Source organism: Paraburkholderia nodosa, assembly GCF_001718195.1.
GTDB lineage: Bacteria > Pseudomonadota > Gammaproteobacteria > Burkholderiales > Burkholderiaceae > Paraburkholderia > Paraburkholderia nodosa_A.
Genome location: NZ_MCNV01000005.1, coordinates 297914 through 317890 on the forward strand (window position 1 = coordinate 297914; position 19977 = coordinate 317890).

Genomic DNA, 19977 nt, shown 5'->3' on the forward strand with positions numbered 1-19977 from the left:
TGGCGTCAGCGATTGACCGGGCCCGCCATCGACAGCGCGCGGGGTGATCGCACGGCGACGTGCGATGAAGGCGACGCCGTGCACGGTGCGGGTCATCATCGCGGATCGTCCGGATTCTGGGTTCAGGCCAGGACAGCGATCACCAGGGCCACGCCACGGTGACTCCGAGGCCCAGGTCAGTGGCGCGGCGGTGGATCAATCGAGCGACGGTCAAGTCCTGCAAGGCCAGGCCGGTCATGTCGAAAACGCTGATATCTGTCGGTTCGCGCCGCCATTGGGAACGGCCCGTGACCAGGTCTCCCATCTCGATGGAAGGCGTGTGCGGCGCCCATTGCAGTTCTCCGAGCTCGCGGGCCTGCTCCAGGTCGTCGACGACGATCCGGGCTCGATCGAGCACGCCCGCGGCAAGCTCGCGCTTGCCTCGGGTGTCCGCGCCGACGCAGTTCAGATGCGTCCCGGCGCGGAGCGCCGTTTCATCGAAGAGTGGGCCGCTACCGGTCGTCGCGGTGATGATGAGGTCACTTTGGGCGACCGCCTCATCCGCATTTGCGGCGCAGCTCAACATGCATTGGCCCGCAAACAAAGATTCAAACTCCGCCTGCGGTTCCCGATCCAACGAGACGTAATTCACATGCGTCAGCGAAGGTAGCGTTCTGAGCGCAAACGCGAGCTGTGCCTTCGCCTGAATGCCTGTGCCGAAGACCGTGGCCACTGCGCTGTCCTGGCGCGCCAGCAGGGAAAGCCCAAGGGCCCCAGCCGCGGCGGTGCGCGCCGTGGTGATGGCGTTGCCGTCGATCACGCACATGGGCCGGCCGGTGGCCGGATCGAACAGCAGCACGGTGGCCTGATGCGCTTCGCCGCCGAGTGTCCGGTTCATTGGCCAGAAGCCGGCCGCCTTGAACCCCAGCAGGTCCTGGCTACCGACGTCCCCGGATTTGATACCGAAGATGCCGCCTGTAGTCAGCTTTTCGCGCACGACCGGGAACACGCGGCCCGCGCGCTGTCCGTGCAGTTCGAAAGCCTCGCGCACCGCCGCGATCACGTCGTCCGGTATGAGCAGTTGCTCGACGACATGCTTGTCGACGAGAAGGAGCGTGGCGTCACTTGGCATCGCTGTACACCGTTGCGCGAGACACGCCCAGATGGACTGCGATGGTGTCCATCGCGCGACGGACCTCGAGCAGCCCGGCCGCCTTGAGTTCCTTCAGGAGCGAGCGGCGGTCCTCTGCCTTGAGCGCGCGGGGGGTCGACGCCATGCGTGCGGCGAATTCGTCGATACGGGCGCGAATGAGGTCGGCGCTAGCAGGATCGAGCGACTCCCTGGCAGGTGTGGTGCCCTCGACAGCCATGAACCTGCTCAGCATGTTCTGAAAACCCCGGAACAGCGTGAGGTCGACGTTCATGCACAGTGCGGCGATGTAGTCGCCGTTGGAGTCCTTGATGCCGATGGAAGTGCTCTTCACCTGGCGGCCATCCGAGAACTGGTTCGGATAGTTGGCGATGATCTGCTCGTAGGCAGGGTCCATGATCCGCGCAAGCCCGAGTTCGGTCGCAGGCTGCCCGACTTCTCGACCTGACAGATTGTTGTGGATCGCAAGCACCGCGTGCTCCGGGTCAAGGAGATCATGGACCACGACCTCGGTAAATGGGGCGAAAGTCTGTGCCAGCCCTTCAGCGACCTGTTTGATCTGCCCCAGCAGTAGCTGCTGTTCGGGAGTCTTCTTCGGCATGTCGGCTCCAGTAGTTTCTTTGACATGCTGGGCAGTTTGGCAATTACTGGACGATTTGTCAAATCCCTAGCAAACCGTCTAGTTGAAAATCCCGAGGCGGTTCGGCCAGGAGCTTCCAACGCCTGGTGGATCGGTCGACGTCGGTTGAAGCAGAACCCTGCGACCGGAGCGAGAGCGGTGACGCTGCGTTATTGCCACGCTTCGCAGAGTCTCCAGAGAGTCATGGAGCAATACCGGGCAGGGCGCGGAAGTCAAGACGCACACGGCGCTCAATGCGATTTTGGCGAAACCAGCGTATCGGGCGCGGAACGGAGGGCTGTCTTTTGCCGCGACGGCACCTGCGGGCGAAGTTGGCCGTCCAAGGACTGGACTGTCTATCGCTCAGCGTACATCGGGACCTGGCGCAAACTTTCCATTCGTCAGGAAACCGGCGCGGCCTGTTGGCCGCGCCAGTTTGCCAATGACGATCTCACTCCGCGAACAGATCCGGGCCGAACACTTCGTAGTGAATGCGCGTTTCGTGAATGCCGAGATTCTTGAGCGCATCGTGCTGCATGCGCATGAACGGAATCGGTCCGCAAATGTAGTAGTCGGCGTCGGGCTGCAGAATGGCCGTCTTGATCTGATCGATATCGACGAGGCCCGCGTGATGGTCGGCGTGCCGAACGCGATGTGTTGTTGGTGTTCGGGTTTCTTTTTTGTCCCTCGACCATCGGGTCGTGGCGTATCCGACGCGCGCGTAATCTGACCTTCTGCCAATGCTGTTGAGATAACCGTCCGGGTAGAAGGGGCTACAGGTGGGCAGTCCGATGCCTTATTCACTGATCTATGGCGGATTCACGATCGACTTCACGCCATTTCCGACCGATAGTCTTGCGTACGGAGCGCAGTGGACGATCACACCCAACGATTCTCCGGGTGCCTTCGGGATTCCCTTCTCCAGCGGCGATCTTCGGGTGCGAGGTTCTGCCGATGAAATGGCTATGCTCGCGAAAAAGCAGGCAATTGAATGGATTGATCGCTGCCGCGGTGACTTCCATCGATAGCCAGAGACCCCCTGGCGTGGTTTCAACCGCATACCTTGCCCGGTGCGGCGCGCACAGCGCTGATGGATTGCGCATGGGAAAATTTTGACATCCGGAGAATCCGGCGATGCATACAGCCTGCGCCAAGGAAATCCGGGGAGAAGAGCAACTGAACTTCTCCGGGGATCGTGGCGGGAAGTTTGGCGATTCGGCCGCAAGATAGCGTACGCCGGCGACCTCGTTGTAGTGTTATTGTCATTTGGCCGCGCGGTAGACCTGCGGCGTGCCTACGGCTGTGAACGCGAAGGCGCGGCGATACCACTGCGGCAACGACACGCTGGCTATGTTGAGCTGACACAATGCTCTTCAACCCACTCCACTGCACTTTCGCGCGCGAAACTCAGAGCCTCGTTTTCGTCGATAAAATTCTCATCCAGGCACAGGTCGTGGACATCGTCTTCGAAAGAACCGTCGGACGCCGGAACGAAGATTCTCGCATTGGCCACGATACGTCCGTCCTCGATGCTCGCGCTGGTGCTGATCAGGCAAGACTGAAAAATGAATTGCATGGCTGGCTCCGGTAGCTGGTCGCATGACTACCTGCGCCGGAGCAAGCGCCATACCGCGCGGTGTGCAGACTGTGGCAGGACAATCGCCGGCGCCCGCGGGCGCCAAGGCACGGCGCGGCTATCAAACCGCCAAGCGATCGGCCTCGGGATGCAGGGCACCGGCTGGCTAGCTGAAACGCCTGTGCGACGTTTGACGGCGCACGCGCCAACAAGTGGGGGCGCACGGCGAATGCAGGCGCAGCTCCCGTCAAGGTATGACGGTTGCCTGGCTTCCTTCGCAGGCAGGCCGCGACCCAGCACAGAAGGGCCTCCTGCTTTGCCGCGAGCGCGGCTTACTTCGATTTCGGTGGCCGGCCGGTCTTGACCGGTTCGACCGCCTTGACGGCCCCAAGAAGACGTTCCGTCGGCGCCGATGCCAGTAGGAGCAGCCCCGCACGGACGAGCTCGCTCTTCTTTACGGCGAGGCCAGCATCGAGGCACCGCTGCTTCAGTACCGCGAGCTGTTCGTAGTCCTCCCTGGGCATCGTGAAGGTGTCGCGCACGACTTTTTCCTGTTTGACATGCTCCTTGCGGTGCCGGGCAGCGTGCCCAGGAGGCGCTTCAACGGGCATTGCCTTCCGGGTCTGTGGCTTGGCCGCCACACGTCGGGTTTGGGCACTCTGGACTGACTTTCTGCCGGCCACTGCCTCGTTGGCGCCGTCGTCCGGGCATACATCCGCGCGCTTGGCGCTTTTGTTCCTGGTAGCCTGTGGCTTCATGGGTTTTTTCACGTTTGACAAACCGTACAAACAGTTTATCGTCTTTCCGGTAGAAGGAGCTTTCAATGCCAGACAGACATATTTCCAGCCAGTTCGATGCCGACCTGGACCACTTCTCGTCGAGATTTTTTGAGATGGGGGGGCTGGTTGAGTCCCAACTGACCAATGCGATGGAGGCGCTCAGCCGCTTCGACATGGGTCTGGTCGAAAAGGTGATTGAGGAGGAGCATCGACTCAATGCGATGGAAGTCGAGATCGATGCCGAGTGCAGCAACATCATTGCGCGGCGCCAGCCTATCGCATCCGATCTGCGTCGACTGTTGGCCTTCTCCAAGGGGATCAGCAATCTCGAGCGCGCAGGCGATGAAGCGCGCAAGATCGCGAAGCGCACGCGCAGAATCGCGAACGACGTTGCCGGCAGGAACATGAATATCGCGGAGATCCGGTTATCCGGTCAGATGGCGGGAACCATCTTCCACAACGCGCTCGCGGCATTCGCGCGGCTGGATACGGTTGAGGCAGCCCGGATCATGCGTGAAGATGAGGCGATCGATGAGCAGTACCGTGCATTTGTTCGCAAGCTGCCGACATTCATGGCGGAGAATCCGCGCATCATCTCTTCTGCGCTCGACTACGTGTCCATTGCGTCGGCCATCGAACGCATCGGTGACCATGCGAAGAACCTCGCAGAGCTCGTCATTTATGTTGCCAAGGGCAAGGATGTCCGCCATATTTCGCGCGACCGGCTTGAGCGCGAGGCCCTGGATGATTGAGAAGCCTACAGCAGTGGCGCGACATCCCAACGGTCGAATGCGTGATGTGGTGTATCTGGTTGAGAGCCTCATGAAGTGCGCAACAGACAGCCAGTATGGCGCGGAGGAGTGCTATGAAAATGTCTCACAGATTGCAGTCCGATTTGGCCGGGCCGGTTTGGGGGTTGATTTTGGGGATGTTGCTGATGATGGCCGGGATCGGCATCTGGATTTATGTGAAGTCATCAGAACCCGGCGATTCCCTTGACGAATCGCTCGCGATGGGTGCAATGCTTGTCGGCGCCTTTCTGGCCGTCTATGCCGGCCGGCAAATCAGGCACGGCATTCGTAGTCCAACGGTCGGCAGCCGAGGCAGCACACGGCAGGGCTCATCGAACTGACCGCGTTAGCGGACCGGGCAATGAAACATTGCGCCGCCGCCAGTTTTGTTCCCGGAAAAGTGGCCATGCTCATGACCAGCGTGCCGACACGCGAAATTTCCAATCTTCTGCTCAGTCACGAAGCAACCATCGCACTGCGCGATTCTGCGTCGTCGTGAGCCCAGCGGCGCGACCAGACCATCGCGGGCGGCGCGGCTGCGCAGACCGTATAGCGATCGATCGCGAGGACTTGTCGCCGTCGAGGCAGACAGTAACGCGATTTCCCGGTCCGGGAAAGGTGCCGTCCGGCAAGCTCAGGCCCGGTGCACCTGTCCACAGGCCATTCATCCGTCATAGCACTGTGCTGCCTGCCGAGTAAAGGTTCGCGCTCGATCAGGCGCATAGCGTTGCTGCACGCAGGCATCGGCTTCAACTTCGTGCTGGAAGCGACCTTGTTGATAGACGGAAAATCCTTCATGGCGCATCTCAGACCATGCGTTTGCCTGCACACTATTGCACTATTGCTGCCGGCATGTCAAAGCTGTGGGGCGATCAACTCAACCGTATGTCCGAGCGTCTGTATTTTGTGCGCCCAACGATAGGGCACATCAGCGTGCCTTTGTGCCGTTGACATACGGCTGCGGGTTTCCAAAGAACGTCGCGGTGCGCGCGCAGACCAAGCTGCTCACGACGTAGAACCTTGCCGCGCCTGTTCGCTCCGTGCGCCTGGAACAGGTTCACACGTTCTCCGCCAGGTTGATGCTGATCGTTGCAATCTTCATGTTCGGCGCTCCTACAGTTCGAGTGGTTTATGAATTTCCACTCTGGCGCATCCACGTCGTTGCAGACGGGTGGGCTCATTCCCATTGCTTACAGTCAGTGGGCTTTCAGGAATGCTGCGATGAGGGTGGCGATTTCTTGCGGCGCATCCTCAAGGCAATAGTGGCCGACTCCCGTGAGCCGGTGAATCGGCGCAAGAGGAAACAATTCGCTGAACAGCGGCAAAAAGTGTTCTGCGGCCAGCGTCCGGTCAGCGTCACCCCAAATTGCAAGGGCCGGCGTCGACCGGATCGCCTCGAGTGCAGCAGTATCAGGAACTTCAAAACGATGCGCCCCGATCGGGAAACCTTTGGCCCAGCCGCCTGCGCCTATGCAGTCGGTGGGCGCAGCGAAACGTGAGCCGTAGGCACGCAACCACGTAGCGTTGATACGTGTATGGTTTTCAAAGCCGTTAAGCTTTAAGGTACTCAGGATATTGAAGCCGAGTTCGCCCAGCACGGCCTCTAGGTGGTTGCGGCTGAAGTGCGTACGCTTGCACAGCGCTCGGCTAGCGCGGCAAAGGAAATCAAGGCGCTTATCGATGAAGCAGTGACGGGCGTTATTGAGGGGTCGGGGCTCATTGATCAGGCGGGCCGGACGATGATGGAGATAGTCCAGTCGATCGAAAAAGTGAGCTACGTCATGGAGGAGGTTGCGGCGGCGTCGAAAGAGCAAAGGGACGGCATCGAGCAAGTCAACCACGCCGTTTCCCAACTGGATGAAACGACACAGCAAAATGCGGCGTTGGTTGAAGAGACCACCGCGGCAGCGCTTTCGCTTGCAGATCAGGCGCAAGCGCTTCGATCGGCGGCGAGTCGATTTCGAACATAAGGAATCAGCTTGGCGCTCAATGGAAATGCTGATCAAAGCCAGCCCGCTTCGGTTCGCGAAGCGGCGGGTACGTCGCGGCGTAGACGCCGCATCGCCACGACCAGTAAATTTGAATGATATGAACACCCCCGCCTCGTCGCAGGCTTCGCGCGATCGGCACGATGCTGACAGCAAAAAGCCATCGCTCTGAGATCCAGGCTGATCATACCCTCGCCCAATCCGCGTGCCTCGACACATTCATGGAAAGAATTGCTGCATTTGTCTAAAGTTTCACTCAGGCGTGCCGTTACACCGCAGGTCGAGGCGGCAACAGAACCCACCCTAGATGGGCTTCGACAGAAATGCGACGGCTTGTGCGACCTGCATCGCAACATGAAATGAAGCGCCGGTTCGCGAGACGCGAGTTGGCGACACAGGGTCGTTGTCAAGACGAACTGCATGCGCGACACGGCGGCCGAAGCCAACCTATAAGAAGGGCGACAGCAAACGGAAGAGACAACCTTATTATTTTTCGGGAATTGTCTCTTATGCAGCTTTCGCGATTCACTGTGGGGACGCGCCTCACTGTCGGTTTCGGCGTCCTGCTGATGGTGTTCGCCATCGTTGTCGGCGCATCGGTCACCGTCTTGCACTCGCTTAACACCGTGATTGCCTCGGGCCTGGACACCGGCACCGCCGAGATCGGGCTCATTGGCCGCGCGCTCGGCAAGGCGCAGGGCGCCTCGCTTGCGATGCAGCGGCTCGTCGTGACGCACGACCCCGCCGCCATGCAGGAGCAAAAGCGCAACGTCGACGAAAAGCTTTCCAGCTATCACGACGCGGTGTCGCAACTGACGACGCTGATGCAGCAAAGTCCCGATACCGACGACAAGGAACGCGAACTCCTCGACCAGACGACCCAGCTCGGGCGTGCGGCCGAGCCGCTCATCACGAAGAACGCGGAACTCGGCCTGCAGGGCAATCCCTCGGCCCCCGATATGCTCAATCAGCAGACTTCGCCCGCGCTGCAGGCGTGGACGGACGTGATCGGCCGTTTCCGCGACTATGAGGTCGACAAGAACAAGCGGAACGCCGCATCCGCTCATGAGACCTACAATGCGGGCCTTGGCACATTGCTCGGCCTCGCGCTTGCGGGTCTCGTCATTTCGGTCTTGCTCGCGGTCTTCATCACGCGCAGCATCCTCAACCAGCTCGGCGGCGAGCCTGGCTACGCGCAGGACGTCGCGCGCCACATCGCGCAAGGCCGACTCGATGTGCCGATCGAGGTTCAGGGTCGCGATCGTTCGAGCCTCGTGTTTGCGCTCGGGCAGATGCGCGAGCAGCTCGAAAGCACGGTGCGCGGCATTCTCGACGCGACCGAAAGCGTGAAGTCGGCGTCGAGCGAAATCGCGGCGGGCAACACCGATCTTTCCGCTCGCACGGAGCAGCAGGCCGCCTCTCTCGAAGAAACGGCGTCGAGCATGACGCAGATCTCGACCACCGTGCGCCAGAGCGCCGACAACGCACGCCAGGCAAGTGCGCTCACGACCACGGCGACGCAAGTGGTGGAAAGTGGCGCATCCACGGTCGAGGACATGGTCGCGACCATGTCGCAGATCAGCGACAGCTCCAGCAAGATCTCGGAGATCACCACGATCATCGAGGGCATCGCCTTCCAGACCAATATTCTCGCGCTCAACGCGGCCGTGGAAGCCGCGCGCGCGGGTGAGCAGGGTCGCGGCTTCGCGGTGGTCGCGAGCGAGGTGCGCAGCCTCGCACAGCGTTCGGCTGCGGCCGCGAAGGAGATCAAGGAACTGATCGGCACATCGGTTGCCACGATCGAAGGCGGCGCGCAACAGGCTTCGCAGGTCAGCGCGTCGATGTCACAAATCAGGCAGTCGATCCAGCAAGTCTCGGGCATTGTCGGCGAAATCGCAGCAGCGGCCGAGGAGCAAAGCACCGGCATCGACGAAGTCAACCAGGCCGTGGTCCAGATGGACAACGTGACCCAGCAGAATGCGGCGCTCGTCGAAGAGGCCGCGGCCGCAGCGAAGTCGCTCGAAGATCAGGCGCTGCGTTTGCGCGAAGCGGTTTCGGTGTTCCGGCTCACTGGCGTGTCGAACGCAGTCGCGGCGCGCGTCGAGCCACTGCGCCGTCCCGTGTTGCCGGCGCGACCGAAGAGCGTGTCCGCATCGACCAGCGCGCAGAAGCTGAAGAAGGTCGAGCCCAGTACGCCCGCGCGCGAGCCCGTTGTCGCGCAAAACGACAACGACGACTGGGAAACGTTCTGATCACGCGCGGCGCCAGCTTGCGCTGACTCGGGTCGGGCGGCGGGCGAAGCGCGTCATCGCTTCTCTTGCGCCGCCCGTCTGGACACTCATCTGCAGGTACTCAGATCGCGTCATCCGCGGCATCGTCGCGTGCGCGATCTTCGATGTCTCCACTTATCCCCCACAATCACGGAGCGACTTTGTCATGTCGGCCACCCAGGTTACACGACGGAAATTTCTCGTCACCGCCTTGCTTTCTCTGCCCGCGCTCGGTATTTCGGTGCACAGTCTGAGCGCCGCGCAGGCTGCCGAAATGGCGGCGCCGGACCTCCATCAATATCGCCCGAGATTCTTTTCCGCCGCCGAATGGGCTTTCATTCTGGCGGCCTGCGATCGCCTGATTCCCGCCGGCGGTCGCGGCCCCGGCGCGTTGGAGACCAACGTGCCGGTATTCATCGACCAGCAGATGCACGGCGAATTCGGCAGCGAGATCTATCTGCAAGGGCCCTTCGACACGAAGGCGCCACCCACGCTCGGCTATCAGCTTCCGTACACGCCGCAGCAGATCTACCGGCGCGGCATCGCGCTCACCGATGCCGCGTGCGAGCGTCAATATACGAAGCGTTTCCACGAGCTCGATGCGGCAAAGCAGGACGCCGCGCTCAAGGCGCTGCAAGGCAACGGCATCGACTTCGCACAGTTCGGCGAGCCCGCGCTCAAGGCGAGCCAATTCTTTGGCGAACTGCTCTCTGACTCGAAGAACGGCTATTTGTCCGATCCCATCTACGGCGGCAACAAGGGCATGAAAGCGTGGATTGCCATCGGCTTTCCCGGTGCGCGCGCAAGCTTCCTCGAATGGGTTACGCAGCACAACGTCAAATATCCTCTCGGTCCCGTGAGCCTGACCGGCATGCGCGCCTGAGCGCGGGGCGCATCGATTCCGAAACGGACAGAACAGATCAAGGAATATCGTGGCAAAAATCACCCATGACGCGGTGGACGTCGTCGTCGTCGGACTCGGCTGGGCGGGGTCGCTCATGAGCATGGAACTTGCGCAGGCGGGCCTGAAGGTCCGCGCGCTCGAACGCGGCGAGGATCGCAGCAACAGCGATTTCGCCTATCCCAAGCCGGCCGATCAATACGCGTACGCGGTGCGCAACAAGGTCATGGTCACGCCGCGCGACGGTGCCTTGACGGTGCGCCATTCGGCGAACGACACCGCGTTGCCCACGCGCAAGTGGGGCGCCTTCGTGCCGGGCACGGGCGTGGGCGGATCGGGCCTGCACTGGACGGGCGTGCTGATCCGCCCGACCCCGACCGACCTCAAGCTCAAGACCTACGCCGAGAAGGCATACAAGCCCGGTCAGCTCGAGGCCGGCATGCAGGTCCAGGATTTCCCGTTCACATGGGACGAGATCGAGCCGTACTACGACTTCTTCGAAAAGGTCTGCGGCCTGTCGGGTAACACCGGCAATCTTCGCGGCAAGGTCATGGAAGGCGGCGATCCGTTCGAGGGTCCGCGCTCGAATCCCTTTCCGCTGCCCGCGCTCAAGGACACGTTGAACACGTCGATGTTCGCGGCGACCGCGCGCAAGATGGGCTATCACCCGTTCCCGAATCCCTCGGCGAACGTCTCGCGCGCGTGGACCAATCCGTATGGCTGCCAGATCGCGCCCTGCAATTACTGCGGCTTTTGCAGCAAGTATCCGTGCCTGAACTTCTCGAAGGCTTCGCCGCAGACTGCCGTGCTCGACGCGCTCAAGCGCATGGAGAACTTCTCGTATCGCGTGAAAGCGAACGTGCTGCGCGTCGATCTCCACCCCGACGGCAAGACGGCAAAGGGCGTGACCTATGCCGACGAGCACGGCAATGAAGTGTTTCAGCCCGCGAAGATCGTTGTGCTCGCGGGCTTCCAGTTCGTCAACGTGCGCCTCATGCTCCTGTCGGGCATCGGCAAGCCCTACGATCCGGTCAGCGGCAAGGGTGTCGTCGGCAGGAACTATGCATTCCTGAGCAATGGCGGCGCGACACTGTTCTTCAAGGACAAGAACTTCAATCCGTTCGCCACGGCGGGCGCGACCGGGCAGATGTTCAACGACGTCTCGCCAGGCAACTTCGACGGCCCGTCGCTCGGCATTCTCGGCGGCGCGAAAATTCATAGCTCGCAGTCCTCGGGCGCGCCGATCGGCACCTCACTGCCGCACGGCACGCCGGCGTGGGGGCAGGGCTGGAAGGAGGGCATGCAGGACTGGTATGGCCACTCGATGAAGATCAGCATCACGACGAGCTGCATGTCGTATCGCGATCACTACGTCGATCTCGACCCGAACTACCGGGATCCGTGGGGCCAGCCGCTGCTGCGCATCACCTTCGACTGGAAGCAGAACGAGCTGAAGCTGCAGCAATACCTGCGCAAGATCGTGCTCGACATCACGAAGGAGATGAAGCCGGACAGCTACACGGAGGGCTTCCTGTCGCTCGATTCGCACTGGGACATCACGAAGTACGTGTCCACGCACAACGTGGGTGGCGCGGTGATGGGCGACTCGCCGGACAGGAGCGCGCTGAACCGCTACCTGCAGAGCTGGGATGTGCACAACGTCTTCGTGCCGGGCGGCAACGCGTTCCCGCAGAACTTCCAGGCCAATCCGACCGCCACGATCGGCGCGCTCACGCTGTTTGCCGCGCGCGCGATCAAGGATCACTACCTCAAGAACCCGGGCCCGCTCGTGCAGGCATGACGACGATGAACATCCTCAAGACCTTTACCGCCGCGCTCGTCGCGACGGCGGCCGCAATGAGCGCCAGCGCGTTCGCGCAGCAGCCCAGCCCGGACGCGGCGCTGATCCGCCACGGCGAGTATCTGGCGCGCGCCGGCGACTGCATGGCCTGTCACAGCGCCGCTGGCCGCAAGCCGTTCTCGGGCGGCCTCGCGATCGAGAGCAATCTCGGCACGATCTGGTCGACCAACATCACGCCGAGCAGGCGCAGCGGTATCGGCGGCTACAGCGAGGCACAGTTCGCCGACGCGCTGCGCAAGGGCGTGCGCGCCGACGGCACGCACCTCTATCCCGCGATGCCTTACCCGTCGTATGCGAAGATCAGCGACGCCGACGTGCACGCGCTCTATGTGTACTTCATGAAGGGAGTCGCGCCCGTGGACGACGCGGCGCCCGTCACGCAGTTGAGCTTCCCGTTCAACCAGCGTTGGGGCATGGCGCTGTGGAACTGGGCGTTCGTCTCGGACAAGCCGTTCGCGATACCGGCGGGCATGAGCGCCGAGGCGCAGCGCGGCGCGTATCTCGTCGAGGGACTCGGCCATTGCGGCAGTTGCCACACGCCGCGCGGCATCGCGATGAACGAGAAGGCCTATGACGGCAGCGACGCGCGCTTCCTTTCGGGCGGCGCCCTGAACGGCTGGAGCGTGCCCGCGCTGCGTGGCATTCCGAAGTGGACACGCGAAGACATCGTCGACTATCTGCAGACGGGCCGCAACGCTAAGGCATCGGTGGCGGGCGAAATGACCTCGGTGGTCTTCAACAGCACCTCGCATCTGAGCGACGCCGATCTCGGCGCGATCGCCGCGTATCTGCAGAGCCTCGGGACAACACCGGGCGCGCCTGCGCAGAAGGCGGCAACGACCGACACTGCCGCGCGCTTGACGGCGGCGCAGCACCTCACCTTAGGCGAGCGGCTATACCTCGACAACTGCAGCGCGTGCCACGTTGTGACGGGCCAGGGCGCGCCGCGTGTGTTCCCGCGCCTCGACGGCGCGAGTGTGGTCAACGCCGCGGACGCCGATGGCCTGGTCCACGTGATCCTGGCGGGCGCCAAGACGCCTTCGACTGCGAAGGCACCTTCGGTGCTGCCGATGCCGGGCTTCGCGGTGCGCCTGAGTGACGATGAGGTGGCCGCGCTCGCGACCTTCGTACGCGGGGGCTGGTCGAATCGCGCGGGTGCCGTTGACCCGGGCGAGGTTCGCAAGGTACGCGCGACGGTGACCGCCAAGTGAGAGGTTAGCTACATGATGAAGCAACTGTGCGGCGGGGTGCTCAAGAGATGATGGCGCCAAAAGCTCACCGGTTGCTTCGCTTTCTTTCAGATACGACTTGAGGAACGGGCTACGTTTTGAAAACTCGACGTCTTTGAAAAATTATGCATGGCGACTAAAAGCAACAAGCAAAGGTCTCGGTGCGGTGTGTCCCAGTTGAGCGAATCGCCGTTCGTCTCAGTTAAGCTCGGAGCGTAGCCTGGTCGGCTCTACGGTTCAAATGTCCGGGGCTAAAGGGTCAGGGTTCGTCTTTCATGCGTCTAGAGACTACGCAGTGTCGAAGGACGGATCCCGAACGGGAAGGGCGTCTGCGTCAGTTGCACGGCCACGTGCAGACCGCCTGCCGGTATAGGGGGCTGTTGCCGCGCCTGTCTGTACTGGGCAAGATCCGTGATCGCCTGCTCGACATCCGCCTGCGTAAATTCACGTTGGTTCTTCCTGCCCGGTTGATGTTCGTTGCGGTGGGTTCGGGGCGAGTCGCCGCAGTGCGTCCGCGAGGGGCGCCTTGCCGATCGGACTGTTATCACGTTGCGCCTGCAGCGCCTGGGCCACCTGCAGCACATGACTCAGGTGTTTGTGTTCGATAACCGCACCCTGAGCGATCTCGGCCAGCCGGTCATACTGTCTGCACGGCAGCATACGCCCATCCGCCCGCAGTTCGATGCGCCGTCCGGATACTCCCACACCTCGATATACCGGTCGATCAACTTGCGGTTCTGCGGCGTGTCGTCGAGCAGGTACATCACGCGGTCGTACTGCACCGTCAGCGACTTCGTCGCGCTTCGCGCGAGGTGAGCAGGGCGTCCAAATCCTCGTCGGCGCGCAGTGGCCGGTGTGCGTCGTACGTACTCCTCGGCGGCTTCGCAAAGCGCGCGTCGTAGGGCGCCATGAAGGAGGGTGATCGCGCAGGACTTAACGATAAACAGCGTGCAAGCACCATGACTCTCGCGAGAGACTTCTCGTCTCTGGAACGATTCGCGCACACCTGATCGCGAGCGAAAGCGCATGGCGCGACTGCGCCCGCCATGGCGGGGCGGCGGGCGCGTAAGCCTTGAACCCGAATGCACCCATGCCCACACTGTTTTGACTTCGTGGTCGAGGACGTAGCACGCAAGGATAGCGACAGGTCAGACCGGCAGCAGGCGAACTCGAAGGCCAGCAAGGCGATGCACTCTGCGCAAATTCCGCTCAATGAATGGAGTCCTGCTGCGCGGTTACTATCCGGGCCCGGGCGCAGCAAAGCCAGCGCGCCCAGCAAGGCCGTTTATAGGCATGCAGTCTGTCTCGCCGCCGTTCCTGCTACGCAAGTCCCGATCTATGACAAAGGCGCTTATTCGATCACGACTAAACCGACCTTGCTAGGTCGGGGAGGTCCTTATAGGCTGGCCTGCACGTACCCCTACCGACGCTTCGCCGACATCCTCGCGGATGCCTGCGCACGGCTCGGGGCCGATGTGGTTCGCTATTCCTTCATCGCAGTGGACTTGCACCACCTACTCCTTGCCGGTCTCCCCGGCGCACCCGTGTCAAAACCCTGCATCGATCGTGATTTTCGAGCCGTCGCTAAAGCGGCTCAGGCGAAACGCATGGGTATCGACCAGCGGCTCGTCGTTATGGACGATATCCGCCAACAGCTTGCCCGCGCCAGGCCCGATGCCGAAGCCGTGCCCGGAGAAGCCCGTGCCGATGAACAGGCCCGGCGTCTGCGCGACGTTCGAGATGATCGGGATGGCATCCGGCGTAACGTCGATATAGCCAGCCCAGCGTTGCGCGACGCGCGCGGCAGACAACTGTGGAAAGGCCGCGACGAACTCGTGTAAGCCCTTGTCGACATAAGGCACGATAGGGTCGGGGTCGAGCGTGCGCACTGATTCGAACACGGTCGGCTGATCCAGCGACCAACGGCGCGGTCGTTTCAGCTCGTCGAGAAAACGCTTGCCAACGCTGATCTGCAACGCACCAAACTGGCTCTTCAGCGCTTCGATGTACTTGAAGAACAGGCGGAACGAATCGGGCGTGAGGTCGGCATGCGTGCGCAGCCCGTAGGCGACGGTGTAGCCGCCGTCCAGGCGTTTGCGAAAGGCGAACTCCTCGTTGTTGGCGCTGCATGTCGGGCCGCCCTCGATCGGTTCGGTACGCAACACCGACGCGCGCGTGAGCAATTGTGGCAGGTCGACGCCCAGATTGCCGCAGAAATAGCGCGTCCACGCTCCTCCCGCCACCACGGCCGCATCGCAGCGTATCGTACCGTGCTCGGTGACGACGGCGCTCACGCGGCCACCGCTCGTTTCGACGCCGCGCACCGCGCACGGCGTGAGTATGCTGACACCGCGCTCGCGCAGCGCGTTTGCTATCGCGGGCGCGGCCTTTTGAGGTTCCGCACGCGCGTCGCCCGGCGTGAAAATCCCGCCTTTGAACGTACGTGTCGCGCCGGGCAGCAACGCGGATATCTCACGTGAATCCAGTTCGCGCGTGTCGAATGCATTGCCGGCAACTTCTCGCGCGCGTCTTAGCCAGTCGCGATGACGTTCGAGCGTCGCGTCGTCGTTCGAGACGTAAAGAATGCCACACTGGTTGAAGCCCGTTTCGATGCCGAGCTTCTGATCGAGCGTGCGCCACACCTTGAGGCTTTCGATGCTCAGCAGGAGTTCGCGGGGATCACGCCGCGTCACGCGGACCCAGCCCCAGTTGCGGCTGGACTGCTCTCCCGCGATATGGCCTTTCTCGCACAGCGCCACACTAAGCCCCTTTTCGCTCAACGCAAGCGCAGTGGACACGCCGATGATGCCGCCGCCTATCACGACGACGTCGGCGCGTAGCGGCAGCTTGATGTCGTCGGTTACGATGTCGATTTTCGGTCCCATGTTCTGATTGGTCTGTGTGATGTTTCAGGAGCGATGCTCGGCGGCTACCGCGTGCGTTTGCGACTGCAAGGCCTGTTCGCGGCGAACGCCGCGCAGCGCGCGCGCCAACGGCTTGTCGCGGCGGCCGCCGGGATTGCTGAAGCGGTTGGTCCAGCGGTCGATGTGATTGATCGCGTGCGTGAGCGGCACGGTGATCATCAGATACACAATGCCCGCCGCGACCAGCGGTGACAGGTTGGCGGTGTTGACAGCGGCATTCTGTCCAATGGTGAACAGATCGCGCTGCGAAGTTAGTAGTCCAAGGAAATATACTAGGCTCGAATCCTTGACGATGGCGATGAACTGGTTCGCGAGCGCCGGCAGAATGCGCCGCACGCCTTGCGGTACGATCACGTGGCGCATGCCGCTCCAGTACGTCATGCCAAGCGCCTGGCACGCGTTCATCTGCCCGCGCCCGACACTCTGGATGCCGGAGCGGAAAATCTCCGCAATATAGGCCGACGAGATGAGCGCGAGCGCGACGATGGCGAGCGGATACGGATTCGGCCCGAACAGCGAGAGCCCGATGGGCGCGAGCCCCTGACCCACCACGAGAATCACGAGGGCGGCGGGCAGTCCGCGAAACACGTCGATGAAGACTTGAGCCGGCCATGTCAGCCAGCGCGTGTTGGACACGGCCAGCAGCGCCAGCATCATGCCCGCGACGATGCCGAGCACCGTTGAAAACAACGACAGTATCAGCGTGTTCACGAGGCCCGTGCCTAGCAGTCCGGGCAGCGAGTCGAGAAGAAGCGGCCAGTCGAAGAAGTTCTGCAAGAAGGCGTCCATATGGGCTTTCCTGAACGGTGTCCGGCGATGAAAGACGACCGCACTCGACGAAACGTGCGCCCGCTGCGTGAATCGAGCTTTAGGTGCCGGACTTCATTGCGTACGGCGGCAATTGGGCCGGCTTTGGATAACCCGGATGGAACTCCAGGTACAGCTTCATCCATGTACCGTCGGCGACGAGCTCGCCGAGCGTTTTATTGAGCGCGGCCTCCAGTTTCGTGTTGCCCTTGCGCACGGGAAACCCAGCAGGCAGATTGACGGCCGAAATGTCGAGCTTGTCGGCGATATTCGCTTGCGGATACTTGCCTTGAAGACCTTCGACCAGCGTCTTGTCGACGAAATAGCCGTCAATGTATTTGTTGCGTAGCGCGAGGAAGCCCGCGTTCAGGTTGGGAAAGCGCACGATCTGCGCGCCTGGGAGATAGCCGGCCGAGTAAGTGTCTTCGATCGTGCCTTGCACCACGCCAATGCGCTTGTCCTTCACGGAAGCAACGTCGCTGGTGATCGTGCTGCCGGGCAGCGTTGCGACACTGAGCAGGCCCGTCAAATAGCCCTCTGAGAAGTCGACCATCTTGAGACGCTCGTTCGTGATCGAGATGGAGCCTGCCGCGAGATCGATCTGCCTGTTTGCGACGCTCGGGAGCAGGCCAGCGAAATCCTGTGCGCGAAAGTCGGCGGTCAGCCCGAGCTTCGCGGCAATCGCGCGGATCAGTTCGACGTCGAAGCCTGTCATCTTGCCATTGTCGACGTACGAATACGGTTTGTTGTTCGCGTCGACGCCCGCGACGATCTTGCCCTGCGTCAGCGTGCCGACGTCTTCTGCGCGGGCCGCCGTTGCCGCGACGACGCAAAGCGCCGTTGCGATGGCGAGGTTGCGTGCAAACTGAAAGAATCGCATCTGTAACTCCCCATGTGGAAACGGTGGTAAACGAAACTCGCGAGGCACGGCGTGAACCGGCGAATGGCAAACAGGCAAGGTGAAATAGCGCCGGTTAGTGAAGAATGCGTGACAGGAATTCCCTCGCGCGCGCCGAACGCGGTCTTTCAAAAAATGCGTCTCGGGGGCCTTCTTCGACGATCTCGCCGCGGTCCATGAACACGACGCGGTCGGCCACACGCTTCGCAAAGCCCATTTCGTGGGTCACGCACATCATCGTCATCCCATCGCGCGCGAGCGTGCTCATCACGTCGAGCACCTCGCTGACCATTTCGGGGTCGAGTGCCGATGTCGGCTCGTCGAACAGCATCGCAACCGGATCCATCGAGAGGGCGCGCGCAATCGCGACACGCTGTTGCTGGCCACCCGAGAGCTGCGCGGGAAACTTGTCCTCGTGTTCACCGAGCCCGACGCGCCACAGCAGTGCACGGGATTTGTCGGCGGCTTCGTCGCGGTCGCGGCCGAGCACGTTCATTTGCGCGAGCGTCAGGTTGCGCCGCACGGTGAGATGCGGAAACAGTTCGAAGTGCTGAAACACCATGCCGACTTTCGCGCGCAATTGCGTGAGGCTGGCGGATCTGGCAGTGACGTCTACGCCGTTCACGACGATCTGGCCACTTTGCACGGGTTCGAGCCCATTGACGGATTTGACCAGCGTTGACTTGCCGGAACCCGACGGACCGCAGATCACCGCGACTTCACCGCGCGCAATGCTCACCGAGCAGTCGGCCAGCACGCGGTTCTTGCCGTACCACTTCGAAACTTTATGCATTTCGATCATCGTCATGTCTCTCGATGAAAAGTTGCTAACGCAACGATATACCATGAGCGCTTACGACAGCGCGTTGCGCGTGCGTCCGCGCAAGAGGTCGTCGGCCTTGTAGAGCGCAGTGCCGAGCGGCACGGCGACATGGCGCACCATGCCTGCGCGGTTCAGCGGGAACGTGCCTTCGCCAAAAGCACCCATGTCACACTCGACGCCGAGCATATGCCTGGCGATGCGATGTCCCAGATAGCTCATCAGCGCGACGCCGTTTCCATTGCAGCCGAGTGCGTAGTGGATGCCTTCGTGGGTACCGATGTGTGCGAGCTTGTCGCGCGTCATCGCGACGTAGCCTTTCCACGCATGCGTAATGCGTACATCGCGCAAGGCCGGCCAAAGCTGAACCAGCTTCGAGTAAAGCCGCCGCGCTGCTTCGCGCTCGCTCAGTTCGCGTATTGCAGGCCGTGAGCCAAAAATCATGCGCGTGCCGTCCGGCGACGGGCGCGTATAGAACAGGTTGCGCTTCGAATCGCTAATCATGCGGCGGCCGGGGTTCAGCACGTCCATCAGGCCACGAGGCAAGGCCTCGGTGGCAATCTGGTAGCTCGCGACAGGCAGTACCCGCCGCGCGAAGAACGGCAGCAGCGCACCCGTGTAGCCGTTGGTCGCGACGAGCACGTGATGCGCCATGAGCGTGCCACGCGGCGTGTGCAAGCGAAACTGCGGACCATCGCGCACGATCCGCTGCACCGCCGCATGCGAGTGCAAGGTCGCGCCGCGCCGCCGTGCGAGTTCGCGCAGTGCACGATGATATTTCGCGGTGTGCAGTCCTCCATATTCGTCGACGAGAATGCCGCCGTAGTAGTAATCGGAGCCGATGATCGCGCGTTGCGCGTCCCGCTCGATCACATGAACGGTCACGCCGGTCTTGTCGCGCAGCACTTGTCCCTGGTCGCGCAGCGCGTTGAAATGCGCAGGCGTATAGGCGCCGAAAAAGCGACCGGTGATGGACAGGTCGGCGTCGAGCGCTTCTTGCGCAATGAGTCGTTTGAGATAGTCGAAGCTGGCCGCCGACTCGCGCATCAACCGTTTCAGGCGGTCGGCCGGCACGCCGCGAATAGCATTGGTCAACGCGAGCTTCTGTCCGCTCGACACCATGCCGCCGCTGCGCGTGCTGCCTCCGGCGCCGATCTCCGCCGCATCCAGCACGGCGACGCTCGCGCCACGATGCGCCGCTTCGGCCGCTGCCGATAGTCCGCAGTAGCCGCTGCCGACAATCGCGATATCCACGCTCTCAGGCAACGGCGCATTCGACGCTTCGGGCGGCGCGGCGTCCCACCAGTACGGGGCACAGCGAAATGCTTGATGAAAAAGCAGGGCATCAGGGCGCATGTATCAGGACCTGTAAGCTCGACGTGAGG

General features: G+C 62.1%; 17 protein-coding genes and 4 pseudogenes. 9 read left to right on the top strand and 12 right to left on the bottom strand.

The genetic code is table 11. From position 1 onward, the window contains the following. Positions 1–139: 139 nt before the first annotated feature. The 3 genes and pseudogenes from BFD71_RS12475 to BFD71_RS42135 all read right to left on the bottom strand — a co-directional run. Positions 140–1111 (bottom strand): ornithine cyclodeaminase family protein, encoded by a 972-nt coding sequence (locus BFD71_RS12475; protein WP_069264070.1) that lies wholly within the window; start codon positions 1109–1111, stop codon positions 140–142. After that, the gene (locus BFD71_RS12480) at positions 1101–1730 is read right to left on the bottom strand and encodes a helix-turn-helix transcriptional regulator (protein WP_069264072.1); all 630 of its coding nucleotides are present in this window, start codon (positions 1728–1730) and stop codon (positions 1101–1103) included. The genes BFD71_RS12475 and BFD71_RS12480 overlap by 11 nt, the downstream gene beginning before the upstream one ends. 469 nt (positions 1731–2199) lie before the next feature. Then, positions 2200–2373: pseudogene (locus BFD71_RS42135) on the bottom strand (nitric oxide dioxygenase); the annotation flags it as partial. A 166-nt stretch (positions 2374–2539) separates the two neighbouring features. Here BFD71_RS42135 and BFD71_RS40465 point away from each other — a divergent pair. Further along, on the top strand, positions 2540–2776 hold the full coding sequence (locus BFD71_RS40465) for a hypothetical protein (protein ID WP_141710649.1): 237 nt from the start codon (positions 2540–2542) through the stop codon (positions 2774–2776). Positions 2777–3096: 320 nt separating this feature from the next. On the opposite strand, the gene BFD71_RS12485 is transcribed toward BFD71_RS40465, so the two are convergent. Both BFD71_RS12485 and BFD71_RS42140 read right to left on the bottom strand, forming a co-directional pair. Next, entirely contained in the window at positions 3097–3324 is a 228-nt protein-coding gene (locus tag BFD71_RS12485; protein WP_069264073.1) for a hypothetical protein, read from the bottom strand. A 332-nt stretch (positions 3325–3656) separates the two neighbouring features. Beyond that, entirely contained in the window at positions 3657–4094 is a 438-nt protein-coding gene (locus BFD71_RS42140) for a hypothetical protein (RefSeq protein WP_256094645.1), read from the bottom strand. 53 nt (positions 4095–4147) lie between these two features. Here BFD71_RS42140 and phoU point away from each other — a divergent pair, with 53 nt between their 5' ends. From phoU to BFD71_RS41420, 3 genes are all read left to right on the top strand, one after another. Next, positions 4148–4855 carry a phosphate signaling complex protein PhoU gene (gene phoU / locus BFD71_RS12495; protein WP_069264077.1) on the top strand — a complete coding sequence of 236 codons (708 nt, stop codon included), beginning with the start codon at positions 4148–4150 and terminating at the stop codon, positions 4853–4855. 113 nt (positions 4856–4968) lie between these two features. After that, entirely contained in the window at positions 4969–5235 is a 267-nt protein-coding gene (locus tag BFD71_RS12500; RefSeq protein WP_069264079.1) for a hypothetical protein, read from the top strand. Between the two features lie 20 nt (positions 5236–5255). Then, positions 5256–5393: a hypothetical protein gene (locus tag BFD71_RS41420; RefSeq protein ID WP_176732873.1), complete on the top strand. Its 138-nt coding sequence runs from the start codon at positions 5256–5258 to the stop codon at positions 5391–5393. Between the two features lie 697 nt (positions 5394–6090). Here BFD71_RS41420 and BFD71_RS12505 read toward each other — a convergent pair. Beyond that, positions 6091–6501: pseudogene (locus BFD71_RS12505) on the bottom strand (alpha/beta fold hydrolase); the annotation flags it as partial. On the opposite strand from BFD71_RS12505, the pseudogene BFD71_RS39080 reads away from it, so the two are divergent. The 5 genes and pseudogenes from BFD71_RS39080 to BFD71_RS12525 form a co-directional block, all read left to right on the top strand. Beyond that, positions 6502–6864, top strand: a pseudogene (locus BFD71_RS39080) (methyl-accepting chemotaxis protein); the annotation flags it as partial. Positions 6865–7391: 527 nt separating this feature from the next. After that, entirely contained in the window at positions 7392–9134 is a 1743-nt protein-coding gene (locus tag BFD71_RS42730; RefSeq protein WP_069264081.1) for a methyl-accepting chemotaxis protein, read from the top strand. Positions 9135–9318: 184 nt separating this feature from the next. Next, positions 9319–10035: a gluconate 2-dehydrogenase subunit 3 family protein gene (locus BFD71_RS12515; RefSeq protein WP_069264083.1), complete on the top strand. Its 717-nt coding sequence runs from the start codon at positions 9319–9321 to the stop codon at positions 10033–10035. Positions 10036–10084: 49 nt separating this feature from the next. Next, the gene (locus tag BFD71_RS12520) at positions 10085–11854 is read left to right on the top strand and encodes a GMC family oxidoreductase (protein WP_069264085.1); all 1770 of its coding nucleotides are present in this window, start codon (positions 10085–10087) and stop codon (positions 11852–11854) included. Beyond that, a complete protein-coding gene (locus BFD71_RS12525) occupies positions 11851–13125 on the top strand; it encodes a c-type cytochrome (protein ID WP_370684272.1) in 1275 nt (424 codons plus the stop codon). Before BFD71_RS12520 ends, BFD71_RS12525 begins: the two co-directional genes overlap by 4 nt. A gap of 306 nt (positions 13126–13431) precedes the next feature. Here BFD71_RS12525 and BFD71_RS39085 read toward each other — a convergent pair. From BFD71_RS39085 to BFD71_RS12555, 6 genes and pseudogenes are all read right to left on the bottom strand, one after another. After that, positions 13432–14071, bottom strand: a pseudogene (locus BFD71_RS39085) (ISNCY family transposase); the annotation flags it as partial. A gap of 619 nt (positions 14072–14690) precedes the next feature. Next, the gene (locus tag BFD71_RS12535; protein WP_069264091.1) at positions 14691–16028 is read right to left on the bottom strand and encodes an NAD(P)/FAD-dependent oxidoreductase; all 1338 of its coding nucleotides are present in this window, start codon (positions 16026–16028) and stop codon (positions 14691–14693) included. 24 nt (positions 16029–16052) lie between these two features. Next, positions 16053–16856: an amino acid ABC transporter permease gene (locus tag BFD71_RS12540; RefSeq protein ID WP_069264093.1), complete on the bottom strand. Its 804-nt coding sequence runs from the start codon at positions 16854–16856 to the stop codon at positions 16053–16055. Between the two features lie 79 nt (positions 16857–16935). Continuing rightward, complete coding sequence (locus tag BFD71_RS12545; protein WP_069264095.1) at positions 16936–17754, bottom strand: substrate-binding periplasmic protein; 819 nt, start codon at positions 17752–17754, stop codon at positions 16936–16938. Between the two features lie 94 nt (positions 17755–17848). Continuing rightward, positions 17849–18574 carry an amino acid ABC transporter ATP-binding protein gene (locus tag BFD71_RS12550; RefSeq protein ID WP_069264200.1) on the bottom strand — a complete coding sequence of 242 codons (726 nt, stop codon included), beginning with the start codon at positions 18572–18574 and terminating at the stop codon, positions 17849–17851. A 51-nt stretch (positions 18575–18625) separates the two neighbouring features. Continuing rightward, entirely contained in the window at positions 18626–19948 is a 1323-nt protein-coding gene (locus BFD71_RS12555) for an NAD(P)/FAD-dependent oxidoreductase (RefSeq protein WP_069264097.1), read from the bottom strand. Positions 19949–19977 lie beyond the last annotated feature (29 nt).

Excerpts from the sequence above, each read along its gene's own strand:
- BFD71_RS12475 (WP_069264070.1), bottom strand. The coding sequence starts at position 1,111 with ATGCCAAGTGACGCCACGCTCCTTCTCGTCGACAAGCATGTCGTCGAG.
- BFD71_RS12480 (WP_069264072.1), bottom strand. The coding sequence starts at position 1,730 with ATGCCGAAGAAGACTCCCGAACAGCAGCTACTGCTGGGGCAGATCAAA.
- BFD71_RS40465 (WP_141710649.1), top strand. The coding sequence starts at position 2,540 with ATGCCTTATTCACTGATCTATGGCGGATTCACGATCGACTTCACGCCA.
- BFD71_RS12485 (WP_069264073.1), bottom strand. The coding sequence starts at position 3,324 with ATGCAATTCATTTTTCAGTCTTGCCTGATCAGCACCAGCGCGAGCATC.
- phoU (WP_069264077.1), top strand. The coding sequence starts at position 4,148 with ATGCCAGACAGACATATTTCCAGCCAGTTCGATGCCGACCTGGACCAC.
- BFD71_RS12500 (WP_069264079.1), top strand. The coding sequence starts at position 4,969 with ATGAAAATGTCTCACAGATTGCAGTCCGATTTGGCCGGGCCGGTTTGG.
- BFD71_RS41420 (WP_176732873.1), top strand. The coding sequence starts at position 5,256 with ATGAAACATTGCGCCGCCGCCAGTTTTGTTCCCGGAAAAGTGGCCATG.
- BFD71_RS42730 (WP_069264081.1), top strand. The coding sequence starts at position 7,392 with ATGCAGCTTTCGCGATTCACTGTGGGGACGCGCCTCACTGTCGGTTTC.
- BFD71_RS12515 (WP_069264083.1), top strand. The coding sequence starts at position 9,319 with ATGTCGGCCACCCAGGTTACACGACGGAAATTTCTCGTCACCGCCTTG.
- BFD71_RS12525 (WP_370684272.1), top strand. The coding sequence starts at position 11,851 with ATGACGACGATGAACATCCTCAAGACCTTTACCGCCGCGCTCGTCGCG.
- BFD71_RS12535 (WP_069264091.1), bottom strand. The coding sequence starts at position 16,028 with ATGGGACCGAAAATCGACATCGTAACCGACGACATCAAGCTGCCGCTA.
- BFD71_RS12540 (WP_069264093.1), bottom strand. The coding sequence starts at position 16,856 with ATGGACGCCTTCTTGCAGAACTTCTTCGACTGGCCGCTTCTTCTCGAC.
- BFD71_RS12545 (WP_069264095.1), bottom strand. The coding sequence starts at position 17,754 with ATGCGATTCTTTCAGTTTGCACGCAACCTCGCCATCGCAACGGCGCTT.
- BFD71_RS12550 (WP_069264200.1), bottom strand. The coding sequence starts at position 18,574 with ATGATCGAAATGCATAAAGTTTCGAAGTGGTACGGCAAGAACCGCGTG.
- BFD71_RS12555 (WP_069264097.1), bottom strand. The coding sequence starts at position 19,948 with ATGCGCCCTGATGCCCTGCTTTTTCATCAAGCATTTCGCTGTGCCCCG.